Annotated in this window: 14 protein-coding genes and 1 other RNA gene; 13 read left to right on the top strand and 2 right to left on the bottom strand. The window is 66.8% G+C overall.

Annotation, left to right across the window (positions count from 1 at the left end):
- Positions 1–132: 132 nt before the first annotated feature.
- Positions 133–564: RNase P RNA component class A (rnpB, locus tag HZZ13_RS23780), an RNA gene on the bottom strand.
- Between the two features lie 148 nt (positions 565–712).
- On the opposite strand from rnpB, the gene HZZ13_RS23785 reads away from it, so the two are divergent.
- Positions 713–1,066, top strand: coding sequence for a YciI family protein (locus HZZ13_RS23785; RefSeq protein WP_197961940.1), 354 nt, complete (start codon positions 713–715; stop codon positions 1,064–1,066).
- A 22-nt stretch (positions 1,067–1,088) separates the two neighbouring features.
- Entirely contained in the window at positions 1,089–2,318 is a 1,230-nt protein-coding gene (locus tag HZZ13_RS23790; RefSeq protein ID WP_197961941.1) for an RNA polymerase sigma factor, read from the top strand.
- 200 nt (positions 2,319–2,518) lie between these two features.
- Here the strand turns inward: HZZ13_RS23790 and HZZ13_RS23795 are convergent, their stop codons facing one another.
- Complete coding sequence (locus tag HZZ13_RS23795; RefSeq protein WP_376707078.1) at positions 2,519–3,301, bottom strand: N-acetylmuramoyl-L-alanine amidase; 783 nt, start codon at positions 3,299–3,301, stop codon at positions 2,519–2,521.
- Positions 3,302–3,816: 515 nt separating this feature from the next.
- Here HZZ13_RS23795 and rsmH point away from each other — a divergent pair.
- The 11 genes from rsmH (at position 3,817) to murB (ending at position 17,870) form a co-directional block, all read left to right on the top strand.
- Positions 3,817–4,806: a 16S rRNA (cytosine(1402)-N(4))-methyltransferase RsmH gene (gene rsmH, locus HZZ13_RS23800; RefSeq protein WP_197961943.1), complete on the top strand. Its 990-nt coding sequence runs from the start codon at positions 3,817–3,819 to the stop codon at positions 4,804–4,806.
- Between the two features lie 3 nt (positions 4,807–4,809).
- Entirely contained in the window at positions 4,810–5,202 is a 393-nt protein-coding gene (gene ftsL / locus HZZ13_RS23805) for a cell division protein FtsL (protein ID WP_197961944.1), read from the top strand.
- Positions 5,199–6,953 (top strand): peptidoglycan D,D-transpeptidase FtsI family protein, encoded by a 1,755-nt coding sequence (locus HZZ13_RS23810; protein WP_197961945.1) that lies wholly within the window; start codon positions 5,199–5,201, stop codon positions 6,951–6,953. Before ftsL ends, HZZ13_RS23810 begins: the two co-directional genes overlap by 4 nt.
- A gap of 84 nt (positions 6,954–7,037) precedes the next feature.
- Positions 7,038–8,510: a UDP-N-acetylmuramoyl-L-alanyl-D-glutamate--2,6-diaminopimelate ligase gene (locus HZZ13_RS23815; RefSeq protein WP_197961946.1), complete on the top strand. Its 1,473-nt coding sequence runs from the start codon at positions 7,038–7,040 to the stop codon at positions 8,508–8,510.
- A complete protein-coding gene (locus HZZ13_RS23820; RefSeq protein ID WP_197961947.1) occupies positions 8,507–9,889 on the top strand; it encodes a UDP-N-acetylmuramoyl-tripeptide--D-alanyl-D-alanine ligase in 1,383 nt (460 codons plus the stop codon). Before HZZ13_RS23815 ends, HZZ13_RS23820 begins: the two co-directional genes overlap by 4 nt.
- Positions 9,890–10,029: 140 nt before the next feature.
- A complete protein-coding gene (mraY, locus tag HZZ13_RS23825; RefSeq protein ID WP_197961948.1) occupies positions 10,030–11,133 on the top strand; it encodes a phospho-N-acetylmuramoyl-pentapeptide-transferase in 1,104 nt (367 codons plus the stop codon).
- Positions 11,134–11,143: 10 nt separating this feature from the next.
- Positions 11,144–12,541, top strand: coding sequence for a UDP-N-acetylmuramoyl-L-alanine--D-glutamate ligase (murD, locus tag HZZ13_RS23830; protein WP_197961949.1), 1,398 nt, complete (start codon positions 11,144–11,146; stop codon positions 12,539–12,541).
- Between the two features lie 210 nt (positions 12,542–12,751).
- Complete coding sequence (gene ftsW / locus HZZ13_RS23835) at positions 12,752–13,903, top strand: putative lipid II flippase FtsW (protein ID WP_197961950.1); 1,152 nt, start codon at positions 12,752–12,754, stop codon at positions 13,901–13,903.
- Positions 13,904–14,073: 170 nt separating this feature from the next.
- A complete protein-coding gene (gene murG / locus HZZ13_RS23840; protein ID WP_210349452.1) occupies positions 14,074–15,174 on the top strand; it encodes an undecaprenyldiphospho-muramoylpentapeptide beta-N-acetylglucosaminyltransferase in 1,101 nt (366 codons plus the stop codon).
- 185 nt (positions 15,175–15,359) lie between these two features.
- Positions 15,360–16,763, top strand: coding sequence for a UDP-N-acetylmuramate--L-alanine ligase (gene murC, locus HZZ13_RS23845; RefSeq protein WP_197961951.1), 1,404 nt, complete (start codon positions 15,360–15,362; stop codon positions 16,761–16,763).
- A 186-nt stretch (positions 16,764–16,949) separates the two neighbouring features.
- A complete protein-coding gene (gene murB / locus HZZ13_RS23850) occupies positions 16,950–17,870 on the top strand; it encodes a UDP-N-acetylmuramate dehydrogenase (RefSeq protein ID WP_197961952.1) in 921 nt (306 codons plus the stop codon).
- The last annotated feature ends 5 nt before the right edge of the window (positions 17,871–17,875 follow it).

Raw genomic sequence — 17,875 nt, forward strand, 5'->3', positions numbered from 1 at the left:
ATTTCAATTGTTACGGCTCGGCCAAAATGGTGAGGGGTCCGATGCGCTAGCATCGAACCCCTCGTTGCTTCCTTGGCAAGGCGCGTTTTCTTCACGCGAACCGGAAACCCACTTCGCTCGAAAACGCTTTAGAACATCAGCCGGCCTGTAAGCCGGGTTCTGTAGGGCACCATCCGCTTGCGCGAACGATACGTGACGGCCATTCCTCTGGGACCATGTTTGCACACGGCCTCGAGCAACCTACCCGGACGGCGGGCCTGACATCGCCCCGCGGCGTTATCGCTTGCGCGATCAGCCCGCATCTGCCGTCCCTATTCGGTTTTGCTCCCGGTGGGGTTTGCCATGCCGGCTCCGTTGCCGGAACCGCGGTGCGCTCTTACCGCACCTTTTCACCCTTACCTCGCCGAGGCCCCGAAGGGGCGAAGGCGGGCGGTTCGTTCTCTGTGGCACTTTCCCTGGGGTCACCCCCGCCGGACGTTATCCGGCACCGCATGTCAAGGGAGCCCGGACTTTCCTCCCCGGCGGCCTTTCGGCACCTGCCGGAGCGGCCGTCCGGCCGACTGACGGCTTAGGCATGGGCATTTGTGACGGTTTCGTCAAGCCGATATCGCGAGGCACGCTCGGCCAGAAATAATTTATCCTGAAGATGTCGTTTGGCGCGTGGCCCGTTCGACCGGATGCCGGCAACCCAGCCGAACACAGGAGTGAAGCGATGCAATATCTGCTGATGATCTACCAGAACGAGGTCGAGTACGCCAAGAACGACGTGGCGACCAGCCAGAAGATGCTGGCGGAGTACCAGGCTTTCACGCAATCCATCGTCCAGAGCGGAAATTTCAAGGCCGGCGACCGCCTGCAGCCGACCACGACGGCGACGACCGTGCGTGTGCGCGAGGGCAAGACGCTGACGACCGATGGTCCGTTCGCGGAAACGCGCGAGCAGCTCGGCGGCTATTACCTGATCGAGGCCAAAGACCTGAATGCGGCCATCGAGATCGCGGCGCGGATTCCGAGCGCACGCATCGGCTCGATCGAGGTGCGGCCGATCTGGGTCTATGACAAGTGACGTCCGGACCGCGCATTCACGCATGACCCCTGGCGAGATCGACAAGATCTTCCGTGACGAGGCGGGGCGGGCGCTGGCCACGCTGATCCGCCTCGTCGGCGATTTCGATCTCGCCGAGGACGCACTCCAGGATGCCTTTGCGGTCGCGCTGGAACGCTGGGTGTGTGAGGTCCCCGACAATCCGCGCGCCTGGCTCGTCAACGTCGCCAAGCACAAAGCGATCGACCGCATCCGCCGTCAGACGATCTTTCGCGGCAAGCAGCAGGCGCTGGTGCATGAGCTCGAGCTCAACGCACTGGGCCCCAACGAGCCGACCGCAACGCTCGACGACGACATGCTGCGGCTGATCTTCACCTGCTGCCATCCCGCGTTCGCGCCCGAGGTGCAGGTCGCGCTGACGCTGCGCACCGTCTGCGGGCTGTCGACGGCGCAGGTGGCACGGGCCTTCCTCATCAGCGAGGAGGCGATGGCGCAGCGGCTGGTCCGCGCCAAGCAGAAGATCAGGCTTGCCGGCATACCCTATGAGGTGCCGGAGCGCGAGATGCTGGCGCCGCGGCTCGATGGCGTGCTCGCTGTGATCTATCTCGTCTTCACCGAGGGCTATGTCGCGACCGAGGGCGCGGACCTGATGCGACCCGACCTGGCGACCGAGGCCATCCGGCTTGGTCGTCTGCTGAACAGGCTGATGCCCGATCGCGCCGGCATCACAGGTCTGCTGGCCCTGATGCTGCTGCACGACGCGCGCCGCGCCGGGCGACAGACGCCGGCCGGCGACATCGTCCTGCTCGAAGAGCAGGACCGCTCGCTGTGGGACCGCGCGCAGATCGAGGAGGGCCTTCGTCTGGTGGAGCACGCGCTGCGCGTGCAGGGCCGGCCGCAGCCCTATGCCGTGCAGGCCGCGATCGCGGCGCTCCATACGCGTGCGCCGAGCTTCGAGGCGACCGACTGGCCGCAGATTGCAGGGCTGTACGAGGTGCTGCTGCGCATCAATCCGTCGCCGGTGATCGAGCTCAACCACGCTGCCGCGCTGTCGATGGTCGATGGGCCGGCACGAGCGCTCGATCTGGTCGATGCCATCGCCGCGCGCGGTGGGCTTCGCGGCTATGAGCTGTTGCCCGCCGTGCGCGCGGATCTGCTGCGGCGGCTCGGCCGCAAGGCCGAGGCGCGCGAGGCGTATCGTGCGGCGACTGAGGCGACGCAGCTCGAGCCGTTGCGGCGGCTCTATGCGCGAAGGATGAGGGAGATGGAGTAGCGATCTCGTGCCCCGGACGCAGCGCAGCGCCCCCGGCGATGCGAAGCATCGTCCGGTGCGGTGCGCTGCAGAGCCGGGGCCCATCTCTCCGCAGAGCACCTGCGTAGCCAACTGGGTCCCGGCTCTGCGATGCAACGCGAAAGGCGTTGCATCGCGTCCGGGACACGGAAGTAAGCAATGACGAGCCTACGGTTACACCGTTACTTCGTCGCGACCGTCGTCCCCTCCGCCGGCAGGCTCGCCAGCAGCGCCTGCAAGGTCGACAGCGTCGAATGATCGGCGACACCGTCGAGTCGCGCCGGGCGGAAATGGCGCTGGAAGGCGGTGACGACCTCCATGGTCGCAGCGTCGTATTTGCCGTTCAGGGGCACGCCATAGCCATATCTGGCGAGCGCCTGCTGCATGCTCAGCACCGCATCGCTGATGGTGCCGAGCATCAGAGTCTCGCCGCGAACGATCGGCGCCGGCGTCACCCAGTGGCCGACGCCGGAATTGGCCAGCGAATGCCACGGAAATTTCTCGCCGGGATCCTTCTTGCGCGCGGGCGCGACGTCGGAATGGCCGAGCACCCGGTGCGCCGGCACCTTGCGGCGGAGCATGATGCCGCGGCACAGCGCGATCACGGCGGCGATCTGGCGCAGCGGAAACTCGGGATAGCCCCAGTCATGGCCGCGATTGATGATCTCGATGCCGATCGAGCACGAGTTGATGTCGTCCTCGCCGGCCCAGGAGGAGGCGCCCGCATGCCAGGCGCGCTTGGCCTCAGGCACGCATTGCACGATGCGGCCGTCCTCCAGCACGACGTAATGCGCCGACACTTCGGTGCCGGCGGTGCAGAGGCGCGCCAGCGCGCCCTCGACATCGGGCATGCCGGTGTAGTGCAGTAGGATCATGTCCGGCTGCCGTCCCTTGTTGCGCTCGCCATAGTTCGGCGAGGGGATGATGTCCGAGACGATCGAGGAATCGGGCTCGAACGTCCGCAGGCCTGCCACGGTCTTGGGAACCGGGAGAACGCGGTGACGCTTCGAATCAGATCCAGGCGTGGACGAACCCGAGGGCATGAGCAGCTCAAATGGACGGAGAGTGGGCCCTTCTCTTTACTATTCCTTTACCGTCCATCGCACGCAATCGCGCGGCGCGGTTAACGGACTCATTTTGGCGATGTGTGTGGATGACGCATCACTTGCCTCATCACCTTTTCCACTTGTCACCAAACCGAGCAACGCTTTCTTAACGCTAAGGGCCGTTACTGAGGGATGAAGAGCCGACCCGCGTCCGGAGGCGGCCAAAGCGTATTTTGGCTCGAAATCCCATGGCTGCCCGACAAATTCCGCTGGGAACACTGGGTTTGTGGCCCGGGACGATCGGGCTCGGGAACCATGCTGGACAGGGGCTTTGTCGTGGAACCGCCGCGACGCGCAACGATTCGAGACGTTATGGGCTTGTTCGGCCCCGATCTCGCTCGGGCATCAGGCCGGGCGATCGGCAGGCGTGGCGCATGAGCTCGGCTCCACATATCCCCGTTCTTGGCCGTGAGGCCATCGCGCATCTCGCCCCGCGCGAGGGCGGCGTCTACGTCGATGCCACCTTTGGCGCCGGCGGCTATAGCCGCGCGATCCTCGACGTGCCGGGAACCCGACTGATTGCCATCGATCGCGACCGCACCGCGATTGCCGGCGGTGCCGAGCTGGTCGAACGCGCCGCGGGCCGGCTGACGCTGGTCGAGGACCGCTTCTCCAACCTTGCCGAGGTCTGCGCCGCGCAGGGTGTCGTTGGCGTCGACGGCGTCGTGATGGATGTCGGCGTGTCCTCCATGCAGCTCGACCAGGCCGGCCGCGGCTTCTCCTTCCGCCTCGACGGTCCGCTCGACATGCGGATGGGGCAGACAGGCCCGACCGCGGCCGACGTCGTGGCGCGCGCCTCGGAAGGCGATCTTGCCGACATCATCTATCTCTTTGGCGAGGAGCGGCATTCGCGCCGCATCGCCCGCGCCATCGTGGCGGACCGGCAGCAAACCCCGTTCACGACCACGCGCGCGCTCGCCGATCTCGTCGGCAGGGTGGTGCGCTCGAAGCCCGGCGACATTCACCCGGCGACGCGGACGTTCCAGGCGCTTCGCATCTTCGTCAACGAAGAGCTCGAGGAACTCCAGACGGCGCTCGCTGCGGCCGAGCGTGTGCTCAAGCCGGGCGGGCGCCTTGTCGTCGTCTCGTTCCATTCGCTGGAGGACCGCATCGTCAAGAATTTCCTCTCCGAGCGCGCCAAGACCGGTGGCGGCTCGCGGCATCTGCCGGAAGTCGCGCAAATTGCGCCGAGCTTCCAGCTGCTGACGCGGCGGCCGGTCGTCGCCGGCGAGGACGAAGTTGCGCACAATCCGCGCGCGCGCTCGGCAAAGCTGCGTGCGGCCGAGCGCACCGCGGCGCCGGCGCATGAGGACGACGAGGCGTCGTCCTGGCCAAAGCTCGCCGACGTGATGAGGGGCGGCTAGCGCATGCGCATCATCCACCTTCTCGTCATCGGTGCGCTGATCTTCGCAGCCGCCCATGTCTACCGCATCAAGATGGACTCCACGGCGCGCACCGAGAAGGTGCTGCGGCTGCGTGCGGAGATCCGCGAGCAGCGCGATGCGATCGCGGCGCTGCGGGCCGAGTGGGCCAAGCTCGATGCGCCGCTGCGGCTGCAAGGCCTGTCCGATCGGCATCTGCACCTCAAACCGGTCAACGGCACGCAGTATGATTCGCTGAAGAACCTGCCGGAGCGTCCGCCGCGGATGTTCAGGCCGGGCGAGCCCGATCCGATCGGCGCCATGCTCAAGACCATCGAAGCCGCGAGCGATCCCGATACGGTGACGGGCTCCGTGCCTCAGCCCGAGGACAAGCAATGAGCCCGGCAACGCCTGCAAAGCCCACCGAAAAGTCGGCCGAACCTTGGCGGCAGCGGCTGATCCGAAGCCTGCTCTACGGGCGCAACGTCGATCGCGCCGCGAAGGCGCGCGCGCGCGTCGGCCTCGCCATGCTCGCCTTCGCTTCGGTCTACGCCCTGATCGGCGGGCGGCTCGTGATGTTCGCGATCGGCGCCGACGCCCACAGCGCGCGCCGCGCCGCGGCGCAGGAGGTGGTTGCGACCGCGCGGCCCGACATCGTCGATCGCAACGGCGCGATCCTTGCGACCGACGTCAAGGCGGCGAGCCTGTTCGGCGAGCCGCGCCGCATCATCGACAAGGACGAGGCGATCGAGCTCCTGACCGCGACCATTCCCGACCTCGACGAGGCCGAGGTGCGCGAGCGCTTGAAGACGCGCAAGGGCTTCGTCTGGCTCAAGCGCGAGGTCACGGCGGCGCAGCAGCAGGCCGTCCACAAGCTCGGCATCCCCGGCATCGGCTTCCTGCGCGAGAACAAGCGCGTCTATCCGACCGGCAACGAAGTCGCCCACCTCATCGGTCTCGTCAATATCGACAACCAGGGTATCGCCGGCCTCGAGAAGTGGCTCGACAATCAGGGGCTTGCCGATCTCCACCGCGCCGGCTTTGCCACCGACCGGTTGCAGAAGCCGATCGAGCTCGCGGTCGATCTGCGCGTCGAGCATGCGCTGCGCGACGAGCTGCTTAAGGCCAAGGACAAGTTCCACGCCAAGGCCGCCTCAGGCATCGTCTCCAACGTCAAGACCGGCGAGATCGTGGCGATGGTCTCGCTGCCGGACTTCGATCCCAACAATCCGAAGGAAGCGCACGACCCCGACCGCATCAACCGCCTCACCACCGGCGTCTACGAGATGGGCTCGACCTTCAAGGCGTTCACGCTGGCGATGGGGCTCGATTCCGGCAAGATCAATCTGAACTCGATGTGGGACGCGCGCGGAAACCTGCATTACGGCAAGTTCACGATCCACGACAGCCATCCGCTCGGGCGCTTCATCAACACCAAGGAAGTGTTCACCTACTCCTCCAACATCGGTGCGGCACGGATTGCGCTCAATCAGGGTGTCGAGGCGCACAAGGCGTTCCTCGCCAAGATGGGCCAGATGTCGCGGCTGCGCACCGAATTGCCGGAGAGCGCGGCGCCGCTGCTGCCGCGGCGCTGGAGCGAGCTGAACACGGTCACCGCCGCGTTCGGCCAGGGCCTGTCGGTGGCGCCGCTGCAAGCGGTGATGGGCATCAACGCGCTGGTGAACGGCGGCTATCTGATTCCGCCGACATTCCTGAAGCGCAGCGAATCCGAAGCCCAGGCGATGGCCAAGCGCGTCATCAAGCCGGAGACCAGCGACAAGATGCGGTTCCTGATGCGGCTCAATGCCGAAGTCGGTTCGGCGAGAAAGGCAGACGTCAAGGGCTACTACGTCGGCGGCAAGACCGGCACGTCCGAGAAGGTCATCAACGGCCGCTACGCCAAGAAGCGCGTGCTCAACTCCTTCACGGCGGTGATGCCGTGCGATGATCCGAAGTACCAGGTCCTCGTCATGCTGGACGAGCCGCAGGCATTGCCCGAAACGCATGGTTTCATCACGTCGGGATGGAACGCGGTGCCGACCGGCGGCAAGGTGATCGAGCGGATCGCCCCGCTTCTGGGGGTCGAGCCGCGGTTCGAGCTGCCGCCTGCGGAGCGCCTTATTCTTGCAGCATCCAGGACAACCCAGTAATCAACCGGGTGGGCCATCGCCGGTGCTGAGTCGGGATTTTTTCTGAGGATTCGGCTTCCGGCTGGGCATGTCGACTGGAAGACCATGAAGCTGCGCGACCTCTTGGGTCAGGATGTTCCGGGCAATGATGCCGCAATCGAGGCCGCTGCGGCGGCGCTCGAGGTGAGCGGCGTTGCGCTCGACAGCCGTGCGGTCAAGCCGGGCGATCTCTTCTTCGCGCTCGCAGGCAGCAAGACCGACGGCGCCCGCTTCGTCGATGCCGCGATTGCGGCGGGCGCGGTGGCCGTCGTCGGCGACCACGCACCGGCCGCCTGCAACGTGCCGTTCATCACGAGCGCCAATCCGCGCCGCGCGCTGGCGCTGGCCGCGGCAAGGTTTTACCCGGCGCAGCCGGCGACGATCGCCGCGGTGACCGGAACCAGCGGCAAGACCTCGGTCGCCGCCTTCACGCGCCAGATCTGGGAGCGGCTCGGGCATGCCTCCGCCAGCATCGGCACCATTGGTCTGGTGTCGCAAAAGCGCACCGTCTACGGCTCGCTGACCACGCCGGACCCGATCGCGCTGCACCGGCAGTTGGACGAGATCGCGCGCGAGGGCGTCACGCATCTTGCCTTCGAGGCGTCCTCGCACGGGCTCGATCAATATCGCCTCGACGGCGTGCGCGTCTCGGCCGGCGGCTTCACCAATCTCTCGCGCGACCACATGGATTACCATCCGACTGTCGCGCATTATCTTGCGGCCAAGCTCCGCCTGTTCCGCGAACTGGTGCCGCCGGATGGCGCCGCGGTGATCTCGGCCGATCACGATTGCTCGGCGGAGGCGATCGATGCGGCGAAGTCGCGCGGCCTGCGCGTCATGGCGGTCGGCCGCAACGGCGATGGCGCAGGTGAGGGCATCCGCCTCACCGCGGCATTGGTCGAAGGTTTCTCGCAAAAACTCACGGTCCAACATCGCGGCAGGGCTTACGCGATCCGGCTGCCGCTGGTCGGCGAATTCCAGATCGAGAACGCGCTGGTGTCGGCCGGCCTTGCCATCGGCACCGGCAGCGAAGCGGCCGATGTGTTTGCGAGCCTCGAACATCTCGAAGGCGCCAAGGGCCGGCTCGAGCGCGTCGGCGAGCGCAACGGCGCGCCGATCTTCGTCGACTATGCGCACAAGCCCGATGCGCTGGCCAAGGCGCTGCAGGCGCTGCGGCCCTATGCCAGGCGCAGGCTGGTCGTCGTGTTCGGCGCCGGCGGCGACCGCGATGCCGGCAAGCGTCCGATCATGGGCGAGATCGCGGCGGAGAATGCCGACGCCATCATCGTCACCGACGACAATCCGCGCAGCGAGAAGCCCGAAGCGATCCGCGCCGCGATCCTCGCCACCGCAAAGGGCGCGCGCGAGATTGGCGACCGCGCCGAGGCGATCCGCGCCGCGATCGAGGACCTGCAGGAGGGCGATGCGCTGCTCATCGCCGGCAAAGGCCACGAGACCGGGCAGATCGTCGGCGGCGAGGTGCTGCCTTTCAGTGATCACGAGGCGGTCGCCGCCGCACTGGCATCGAGGATTGCATGAGCGGGCCAATATGGACAATTGCCGAGGTCGCGCGCGCGCTGGGCGTCACCGGATCGTTCCCGGATACGGCAATCGATTTCGTCACGCAGGACAGCCGGCTGGTGAAGCCGGGCAGCCTGTTCGTGGCGCTGAGCGGCACGCCGAGCGGCGGCTTCGTCTCGGCCTTCGCCAGCGCGCGCGATGGCTGGGAGTTCGCCGACAAGGCGGAAGCCGCCGGCGCCGTGGCGATGATCGTGCCGCACGAGATCGCGGGCATCCGCATTCCCCAGATCGTCGTCAAGGACACGCTGATCGACGGCCTCTGGGGCCTCGCGCGCGCCGCGCGCGCGCGCTTTCGTGGCCCGGTGATCGGGCTCACCGGCAGCGCCGGCAAGACCAGCACCAAGGAGTTTCTCGCCGCCTATCCGAATGCCTATGCGAGCCCGTCGAGCTTCAACAATTTCTGGGGCGTACCGCTGACGCTGTGCAATGCCAGGCGCGACGCCAGCCTCTGGGTCGTCGAGATGGGCATGAACCAGAAGGGCGAGATCGCGCGACTGAGCGAGCTCACGCAGCCGACCGTCGCCCTCGTCGTCAACGTCCAGCCGGTGCATCTGGAAAAGCTCGGCTCGCTCGAGGCCATCCGGCGCGAGAAGGTGTCGATCGCGCTCGGCCTGCCCGAGAACGGCGTGCTGGTGTTGCCCGCCGGGATCAAGGCGCCGGAGTGGAAGGGCAAGGTCGTGCGCTTCGGCGGCGAGCATGCCGAGGTGCACGAGGTCGCGCATGCGCCGCACGGCGAGAGCTGGCAGGTCGTGGCCGCGATCGGCAGGAAGGAGATCGCCTTCAGCCTGACCCCTGGCGCGCCGCACCGGGTGCACAATGCGCTGGCCGCGCTCGCCGCCGTTCATGCCGCGCATCTCGATGTCGCGACGCTCGCGGTCAAGCTCGACCGCGTCGGCATCATGACCGGCCGCGGCGTCGAGCAGGCGGTCGGCGACGTCACCGTGATCGACGACAGCTTCAACGGCAATCCGGCCAGCGTGGCGGCGGCGCTGCAAAGCCTGCAGGCGCGCAACATCAGCGGCGGCCGCCGCATCGCGATTCTCGGCGACATGCTCGAGCTCGGCGAGGACGCACCGAGCTATCACACCGGCCTTGCCAGCCACCTCGACGGCATCGACGGCGTCTATTGCGTCGGCCCCCTGATGCGCCACCTCTATGATGTGCTGCCCTCAGGCAAGGGGCTCGGCTGGCACGACGATCCCGCCACGCTAAGGCCGGGCGAGGTCGCAAATCTGCTGAAGGCAGGCGACGTCGTGGTTGTCAAGGGCAGCAAGAAGATGTTCTGGGTCAACAAGTTTGTGCCGGGGCTGGTGGCCGCCTTGCAGGCAAAGGCGTAAACTGCTTGGAAGGCGCCGTTCCCGAATCCCACCCTTTGCGGCAGGAACCCGTTCGTTCCCCGAAACGCGCGGCCCATGACGAAGACCAGCGAATGCGCGTGAGGCACCTGGACGTGCAAAGGCGCCATAGGACCGTCTGAATGTTTTACTGGCTGATTGAGCTCTCCAACACATTTCCGGGACTCGGTGCCTTTCGCACGGTCCTGAACGTCTTCCGTTACATCACCTTCCGCACCGGCGGCGCCATCGTGACCGGCGCGCTGTTCGTATTCCTGTTCGGACCCTGGATCATCGATCACCTGCGCATCCGTCAGGGCAAGGGCCAGCCGATCCGCACCGACGGCCCGCAATCGCATCTCGCCAAGAAGGGCACGCCCACCATGGGCGGGCTGATGATCCTGTCCGGGCTCACGGTCGGCACGGTGCTGTGGGCCAATCCGCTCAACCCCTATGTCTGGATCGTGCTGGCGGTGACGCTCGGCTTCGGCTTCGTCGGCTTCTATGACGATTACCTCAAGGTGACCAAGCAGACCACGAGCGGGTTCGGCGGCAAGCTGCGCCTCTTGATCGAAGCCGTGATCGCGCTGGTCGCGTGCTACGCGCTGGTGCGGCTCAACCGCGATCCCGCCTCGACCGCGCTGACGATTCCCTTCCTGAAGGACACCGTGCTGCATTTCGGCTGGTTCTTCGTCGTCTTCGGCGCCTTCGTCATCGTCGGCGCCGGCAATGCGGTGAATCTCACCGACGGTCTCGATGGCCTCGCCATCGTGCCGGTGATGATTGCGACGGCGAGCTTCGCGATGATCGCCTATCTCACCGGCAACTTGGTTTTCGCCGACTACCTCCAGATCAAATATGTCGCGGGCACCGGCGAGCTCGCGGTGCTCTGCGGCGCATTGCTCGGCGCCGGTCTCGGCTTCCTTTGGTTCAACGCGCCGCCCGCCTCGATCTTCATGGGCGATACCGGCTCGCTCGCGCTCGGCGGCATGCTTGGCGCGATCGCGGTCGCGGTGAAGCATGAGATCGTGCTCGCCGTGATCGGCGGATTGTTCGTGCTCGAGGCGGTTTCGGTCATCGTGCAGGTCGTGTCCTTTAAGCTCACCGGCAAGCGCGTGTTCCGGATGGCGCCGATCCATCACCACTTCGAGCAGAAGGGCTGGACCGAGCCGCAGATCGTGATCCGCTTCTGGATCATCTCGGTGATGCTGGCGCTCGCCGGCCTCTCGACGCTGAAACTGCGCTGACGGTTACGCGATGATCCCGGTCACCTCCTTCGCCGGCAAGGCCGTCGCGGTGTTCGGCCTCGGCGGCTCCGGGCTCGCCTCCTGCCATGCGCTCAAGGCCGGCGGCGCCGAGGTGGTTGCCGCCGACGACAATGCCGAGAACGTCGCCAAGGCCGCGCAGGCCGGCTTCATCACCGCGGATCTGCGCAACGTCTCCTGGGCGAAGTTCGCAAGTCTCGTGCTCGCGCCCGGCGTGCCGCTGACGCATCCGGTGCCGCACTGGAGCGTCTTGAAGGCGCGCGAGGCCGGCGTCGAGGTGATCGGCGACATCGAGCTGTTCTGCCGCGAGCGTCGGCGCCACGCGCCGGACGCCCCGTTCGTCGCCATCACCGGCACCAACGGCAAGTCGACCACGACGGCACTGATCGCGCATCTCACCAAGGTCGCCGGCTACGACACCCAGATGGGCGGCAATATCGGCACGGCGATCCTGTCGCTGGAGCCGCCGCGCATGGGCCGCGTCCACGTCATCGAGATGTCGTCCTACCAGATCGACCTCACGCCCTCGCTCGATCCCTCCGTCGGCATCCTGCTCAATGTCAGCGAGGACCACATCGACCGCCACGGCACGATCGCGCACTACGCCGCAGTGAAGGAGCGCCTCGTTGCCGGCGTGCCAGGCGCCGGCACCGCGATCGTCGGCGTCGATGACGGCTATTGCCGCGACATCGCCGACCGGCTCGACCGCGCCGGCAAGAACGTGGTGCGCATCTCGGTCAAGAATCCGCTGGCCACGGGCATCTACGTCGAGCACGGCACCATCGTGCGCGCCTCGGGCGGCGCCCGCAGCGAAGTCGCCGCACTCGGCGGCATCGGCTCGCTGCGCGGCCAGCACAACGCGCAGAACGCGGCCTGTGCGGCCGCCGCCGCGCTCGCGATGGGCATCAGCCTGGACGTGCTGCAGAACGGCCTGCGCAGCTTTCCGGGCCTGGCGCATCGCATGGAGCAAGTCGGGCGCCGCGGCAACGTGTTGTTCGTCAACGATTCCAAGGGCACCAACGCGGACGCCACCGCGCATGCGCTGTCGTCGTTCACAGACATCTTCTGGATCGCCGGCGGCAAGCCGAAGGCCGGCGGCATCACTGGCCTCACCGGCTTCTTCCCGCGCATCCGCAAAGCCTATCTGATCGGCGAGGCCGCGCAGGACTTTTCCGGCACGCTCGGCTCGGTCCCGCACGAGATCAGCCAGACCCTCGACGTCGCCGTCGAGCACGCCGCGCGTGATGCGGAAGCCTCGGGACTTGCGGATGCCGTCGTGCTGCTGTCACCGGCCTGCGCCTCGTTCGACCAGTACCGCAATTTCGAAATCCGCGGCGCCAAGTTCCGCGAGTTGGTGCAGGCGCTGCCGGGTGTGAAGCCGGTGGTGTAGCGAGTTCTCGTGTCCCGGACGCGCGTAGCGCGAGCCGGGACCCAGAGGCCGCAATGGGCCCCGGCTCTGCAGCGCACCACGCCGCGAAGAGGCGGCGCGCTGCGCTGCGTCCGGGGCACGAGACCGTTCACAAGTTCATCTACTTCCTTAACCCCCCGGTAACCAACCTCGGCGACCAATGGACGGACCTCTGTCCGAAAGCGGCCGCCCATGCTCTCCCGTGAAGAACGCACCCCCTTTTCCGAGTGGTGGTGGACCGTCGACAAGCCGCTGATGGGCGCCATCCTGGCCTTGATGCTGACCGGGGTGATCCTGTCGCTGGCGGCGAGCCCGCCGGTTGCGACCCGCATCGGGCTCGATGCCTTCCATTTCTTCAGCCGCCACGTGCTGTTTCTGGTGCCCTCCTGCATCGTGCTGCTCGGGGTCTCCTTCCTGTCGCCGCGCGCGATCCGCCGCTCGGCCCTGATCATCTTCGCGGCGAGCATCGTCCTGATCGTGCTCACGCTCGCCATCGGCCCCGAGGTAAAGGGCTCGCGGCGCTGGATCACGCTGCTCGGCGTCAACATCCAGGCCTCCGAGATCGCAAAGCCGTCCTTCGTCGTGATCGCGGCCTGGCTGTTTGCGGAATCGACCCGGCGCCCGGAGATGCCGGCGACCTCGATGGCGGTGGTGCTGCTGCTGATGCTGGTCGCGCTATTGGTGATGGAGCCGGATTTCGGCCAGACCATGCTGATCCTGATGGTGTGGGGCTCGCTGTTCTTCATCGCAGGCATGCGCATGATCTGGGTGTTCGGCCTCGCAGGTCTCGGCGCGACCGGCCTGTTCAGCGCCTATCTTTTCGTTCCCCACGTGGCGGGGCGCATCAAGCGCTTCATGAACCCGGCCTCCGGCGACACCTTCCAGGTCGACACCGCCATGGAGGCTTTCTACAACGGCGGCTGGTTCGGCCTCGGACCGGGCGAGGGCATCGCCAAGCGCAGCCTCCCCGACAGCCACACCGACTTCGTCTTTGCGGTCGCAGCCGAAGAGTTCGGCATCATCCTGTGCCTTGCGATGCTGGCGCTGTTCGCTTTCGTCGTCATCCGGACGCTGTCGCGCGCCTATGCCAACGAGGACATGTTCTCGCGCTTTGCGGCCTCTGGGCTCGCGATCCTGTTCGGCGTGCAGGCGGCGATCAACATGTCGGTGAACCTGCAGCTCATCCCCGCCAAGGGCATGACGCTGCCCTTCATCTCCTATGGCGGCTCCTCTATCGTCTCGCTGGCCTACGGTGTCGGCATGATGCTGGCGCTGACGCGGCTGCGCCCGCGCACCGAGGTCGAGGCGAGCGGCCACGCCGAGGCGATGCGCAGTTACGCGTGATGCAGGTTTCGTGTCCCGGACAAGCGAAGCGCAGATCCGGGACCCAGAATGTCGCACCAATGGGCCCCGGTTCAGCAACGCACCACGCCGCGAAGTGCGGCGCGCTGCGTTGCGCCCGGGGCACGAGCACGCGGCTCGCAATGACCGAAAACTCCCTGTAAAACGCCATCATGGACACGTCCCCCCTGATTCTTCTCGCCGCGGGCGGCACCGGCGGCCATCTGTTCCCGGCCGAGGCGCTCGGAGTCGAATTGATCCGGCGCGGCTATCGCGTTCGCCTCGTCACCGACGAGCGCGCGCTGCGCTACAGCGGGCTGTTCAGCAAGGACATGATCGACGTCGTCAGAAGCGAAACCGCGCGCGGCCGCAATCCGCTCCAGCTCGCCTATGCCGGCCTCACGCTCGCCGCCGGCACGCTGGCGGCCTACGCGCTGATCAAGCGGCTGAAGCCCGTCGCCGTCGTCGGCTTCGGCGGCTATCCGACGCTGCCGCCGCTGGTCGCCGCGAAGTTCGCGGGCGTGCCTGGCATCATCCACGACGCCAACGCCGTGCTCGGCCGTGCCAACCGCTTCCTGTCGAGCCGCGTGCGCGCCATCGCGACGTCCTTGCCCGGCGTGCTCGATCGCGATCCGGCGCTGGCAGGCAAGACGACGACCGTCGGCACACCGATGCGTCCGGCGATCCTTGCGGCCGCTGCGGTGAAATACTTAGCGCCCGAGCCGAACGGTCCGCTGCGTCTGCTCGTCGTCGGCGGCAGCCAGGGCGCGCGCATCATGGCCGACATCGTGCCGGGCGCGATCGAGCGGCTCGAGCCTGCACTGTGGAGCCGTCTCGTTCTCACCCAACAGGTGCGCGAAGAGGACATGAGCCGCGTGCGCGCCGTCTACGACAAGCTCAAGATCAAGGCCGAGCTCGCGCCGTTCTTCACGGATCTGCCGGCGCGGCTCGCCTCCAATCATCTCGTGGTATCGCGCTCCGGCGCGGGCACCGTGGCCGAGCTCGCCGCGATCGGCCGGCCCTCCATCCTGGTGCCGCTGCCGGGCTCGATCGACCAGGACCAGTTCGCCAATGCCGGCGTGCTGGCCAAGGTCGACGGCGCGATCCGGATCCCGCAGACCGAATTCACCTCCGACCGGTTGGCGTCCGAAATCTCCGCCTTCGCCGCCGAGCCCGCGCGCCTCGCCGCCATGGCGGCGGCCGCGAAGGGGGCGGGGCGGCTCGATGCGGCCGAGCGGCTGGCGGATCTCGTGGTCAAGGTCGCCGGGTTGTAGCACCCGTCATTCCGGACGGGACGCGAAGCGGACCGATCCGGAATCTCGAGATTCCGGGTTCGCTCGCGATGCGAGCGCCCCGGAATGACCAAAAATGCCCCTTGTCATGCCCCGCGAAAGCGGGGCATCCAGTAGTCGACGCAGGCTGATTTGAATCTCAGGCTTCGCGACGTCGAGGAGACAATATGAGACTGCCGCGCGAGATCGGACCCATCCACTTCGTCGGGATCGGCGGGATCGGCATGAGCGGCATCGCCGAGGTGCTGGTCAATCTCGGCTATGCCGTGCAAGGCTCGGATGCCTCCGACAATTACAATCTCGACCGTCTGCGCAAGAAGGGCGCGAAAGTCTCGGTCGGCCACAAGGCCGAGAATATCGACGGCGCCGAGGTCGTGGTCGTGTCCTCCGCGATCAAGCGCGACAATCCGGAACTGATGGCGGCGCGTGAGAAACGCATTCCCGTGGTGCGCCGCGCCGAGATGTTGGCCGAGCTGATGCGGCTGAAGAGCTGCGTCGCCATCGCCGGCACGCACGGCAAGACCACGACGACGACGATGGTCGCAACGCTGCTCGACGCCGGCGGGCTCGACCCGACCGTCATCAACGGCGGCATCATCAATGCCTACGGTTCCAACGCGCGGCTGGGGGCCGGCGACTGGATGGTGGTTGAAGCCGACGAGAGCGACGGCACCTTCCTGAAGCTGCCGACCGATGTCGCGATCGTCACCAATGTCGACCCCGAGCATCTCGACCACTTCAAGACCTTCGACGCCGTACAGGACGCGTTCCGGCATTTCGTCGAGAACCTGCCGTTCTACGGCTTTGCCGTGATGTGCATCGATCATCCCGTGGTGCAGAGCCTCGTCGGCAAGATCGAGGATCGCCGCATCATCACTTACGGTGAGAATCCGCAGGCCGATGCGCGGCTGGTCGATCTCACCGCCGGCGGTGGCGGCTCGAAGTTCAAGGTCGTGATCCGCGCCCGCAAGACCGGCACCACGCATGAGATCGCCGATCTCGCGCTGCCGATGCCAGGCCGGCACAACGCTTCCAATGCGACGGCTGCGATCGCGGTCGCGCATGCGCTCGGCGTCTCGGACGAGGCGATACGCAAGGCGATTGCCGGCTTCGGCGGTGTCAAGCGCCGCTTCACCAAGACCGGTGAGTGGAGCGGCGTCACCGTGATCGACGATTACGGCCATCATCCCGTGGAGATCGCAGCGGTGCTGAAGGCGGCGCGCGATTCCTACACCGGCAAGGTGATCGCCGTGGTGCAGCCGCATCGCTACACCCGCCTGCAATCACTGTTCGAGGAGTTCTGCACCTGCTTCAACGATGCCGACGCGGTCGTCGTCGCAGACGTCTATGCCGCCGGCGAAGCGCCGATCGAAGGTATCGACCGCGACCATTTCGTCGCCGGCCTGCGCGCCCACGGCCATCGCGAGGTGATCCCGCTGCCGGCAGCCACCGAGCTTGCCGGCATCGTCAAGGGACTGGCGAAGTCCGGCGATCTCGTCGTGTGCCTGGGCGCCGGCAACATCACGCAATGGGCGTATGCATTGCCGGACCAGTTGAAGGCGCTGGGGTGAGCGCTCGATGAGAGTCTCACAAGCAGCTACACGGCACACTGCGCTCCCTCCCCCCTTGTGGGGGAGGGTGGGGGAGAGGGGTAGCCACAAACTCCGACCTCGCTTGGGGCTACCCCCCTCCCTGACCCTCCCCCACAAGGGGGGAGGGAACGGAAAGAGCATGCGTTCCTCACGTGAGGCGACGGCATGACCTTCCCCGACATCACCCCTTCACTCAAAGCCGCGATGCCTGAGCTTCGCGGGCGGCTGCTGGCGAACCAGTCGCTGGCCGAGCTCACCTGGTTTCGCGTCGGCGGCCCGGCGCAGGTGCTGTTCACGCCGGCCGACGAAGACGATCTCGCCTACTTCCTCGCGCATCTTTCTTCCGACATTCCCGTCTACGTCATCGGCGTCGGCTCCAACCTCATCGTGCGCGACGGCGGCATTGCCGGCGTCGTGATCCGGCTTGCACCGCGCGCCTTCGGCGAGGCGACCGCGAGCGGCGACATCGTGACCGCCGGCGCTGCCGCGCTCGACAAGCGCGTGGCGGAAGTTGCGGCCTCCGCCAATATCGGCGGGCTCGAATTCTTCTTCGGCATTCCCGGCACCATCGGCGGCGCGCTGCGCATGAATGCGGGCGCCAATGGCGGCGAGACCAAGGACGTGCTGATCGAGGCGAGGGGCGTCGGGCGCGACGGGACGAAGCACGTCTTCTCCAACGCCGAGATGAAGTTCGTCTATCGCAACAGCGGCGTCGATCCCTCCATCATCTTCACCTCAGCGCGTTTTCGCGGCGAGATCAGGGACGCGGAGGCGATCCGCGCGCGGATGGCGGAGGTGCAGAGCCATCGCGAGACCGCGCAGCCGATCCGCGAGAAGACCGGCGGCTCGACCTTCAAGAATCCGCCCGGCCATTCCGCCTGGAGGCTGGTCGACGCCGCCGGCTGCCGCGGCTTGCGCGTCGGCGGCGCGCAGGTCTCGGAGATGCATTGCAACTTCCTGATCAACACCGGCGAGGCCACCGCGCACGACATCGAGACACTCGGCGAGACGGTGCGCGAACGCGTGAAGGCGAATTCCGGAATTGAGCTACACTGGGAAATCAAGCGGATCGGGGTTTCGATCTAACAGTC

Origin of the sequence: Bradyrhizobium agreste (genome assembly GCF_016031625.1) — a bacterium.
Lineage (GTDB): Bacteria > Pseudomonadota > Alphaproteobacteria > Rhizobiales > Xanthobacteraceae > Bradyrhizobium > Bradyrhizobium agreste.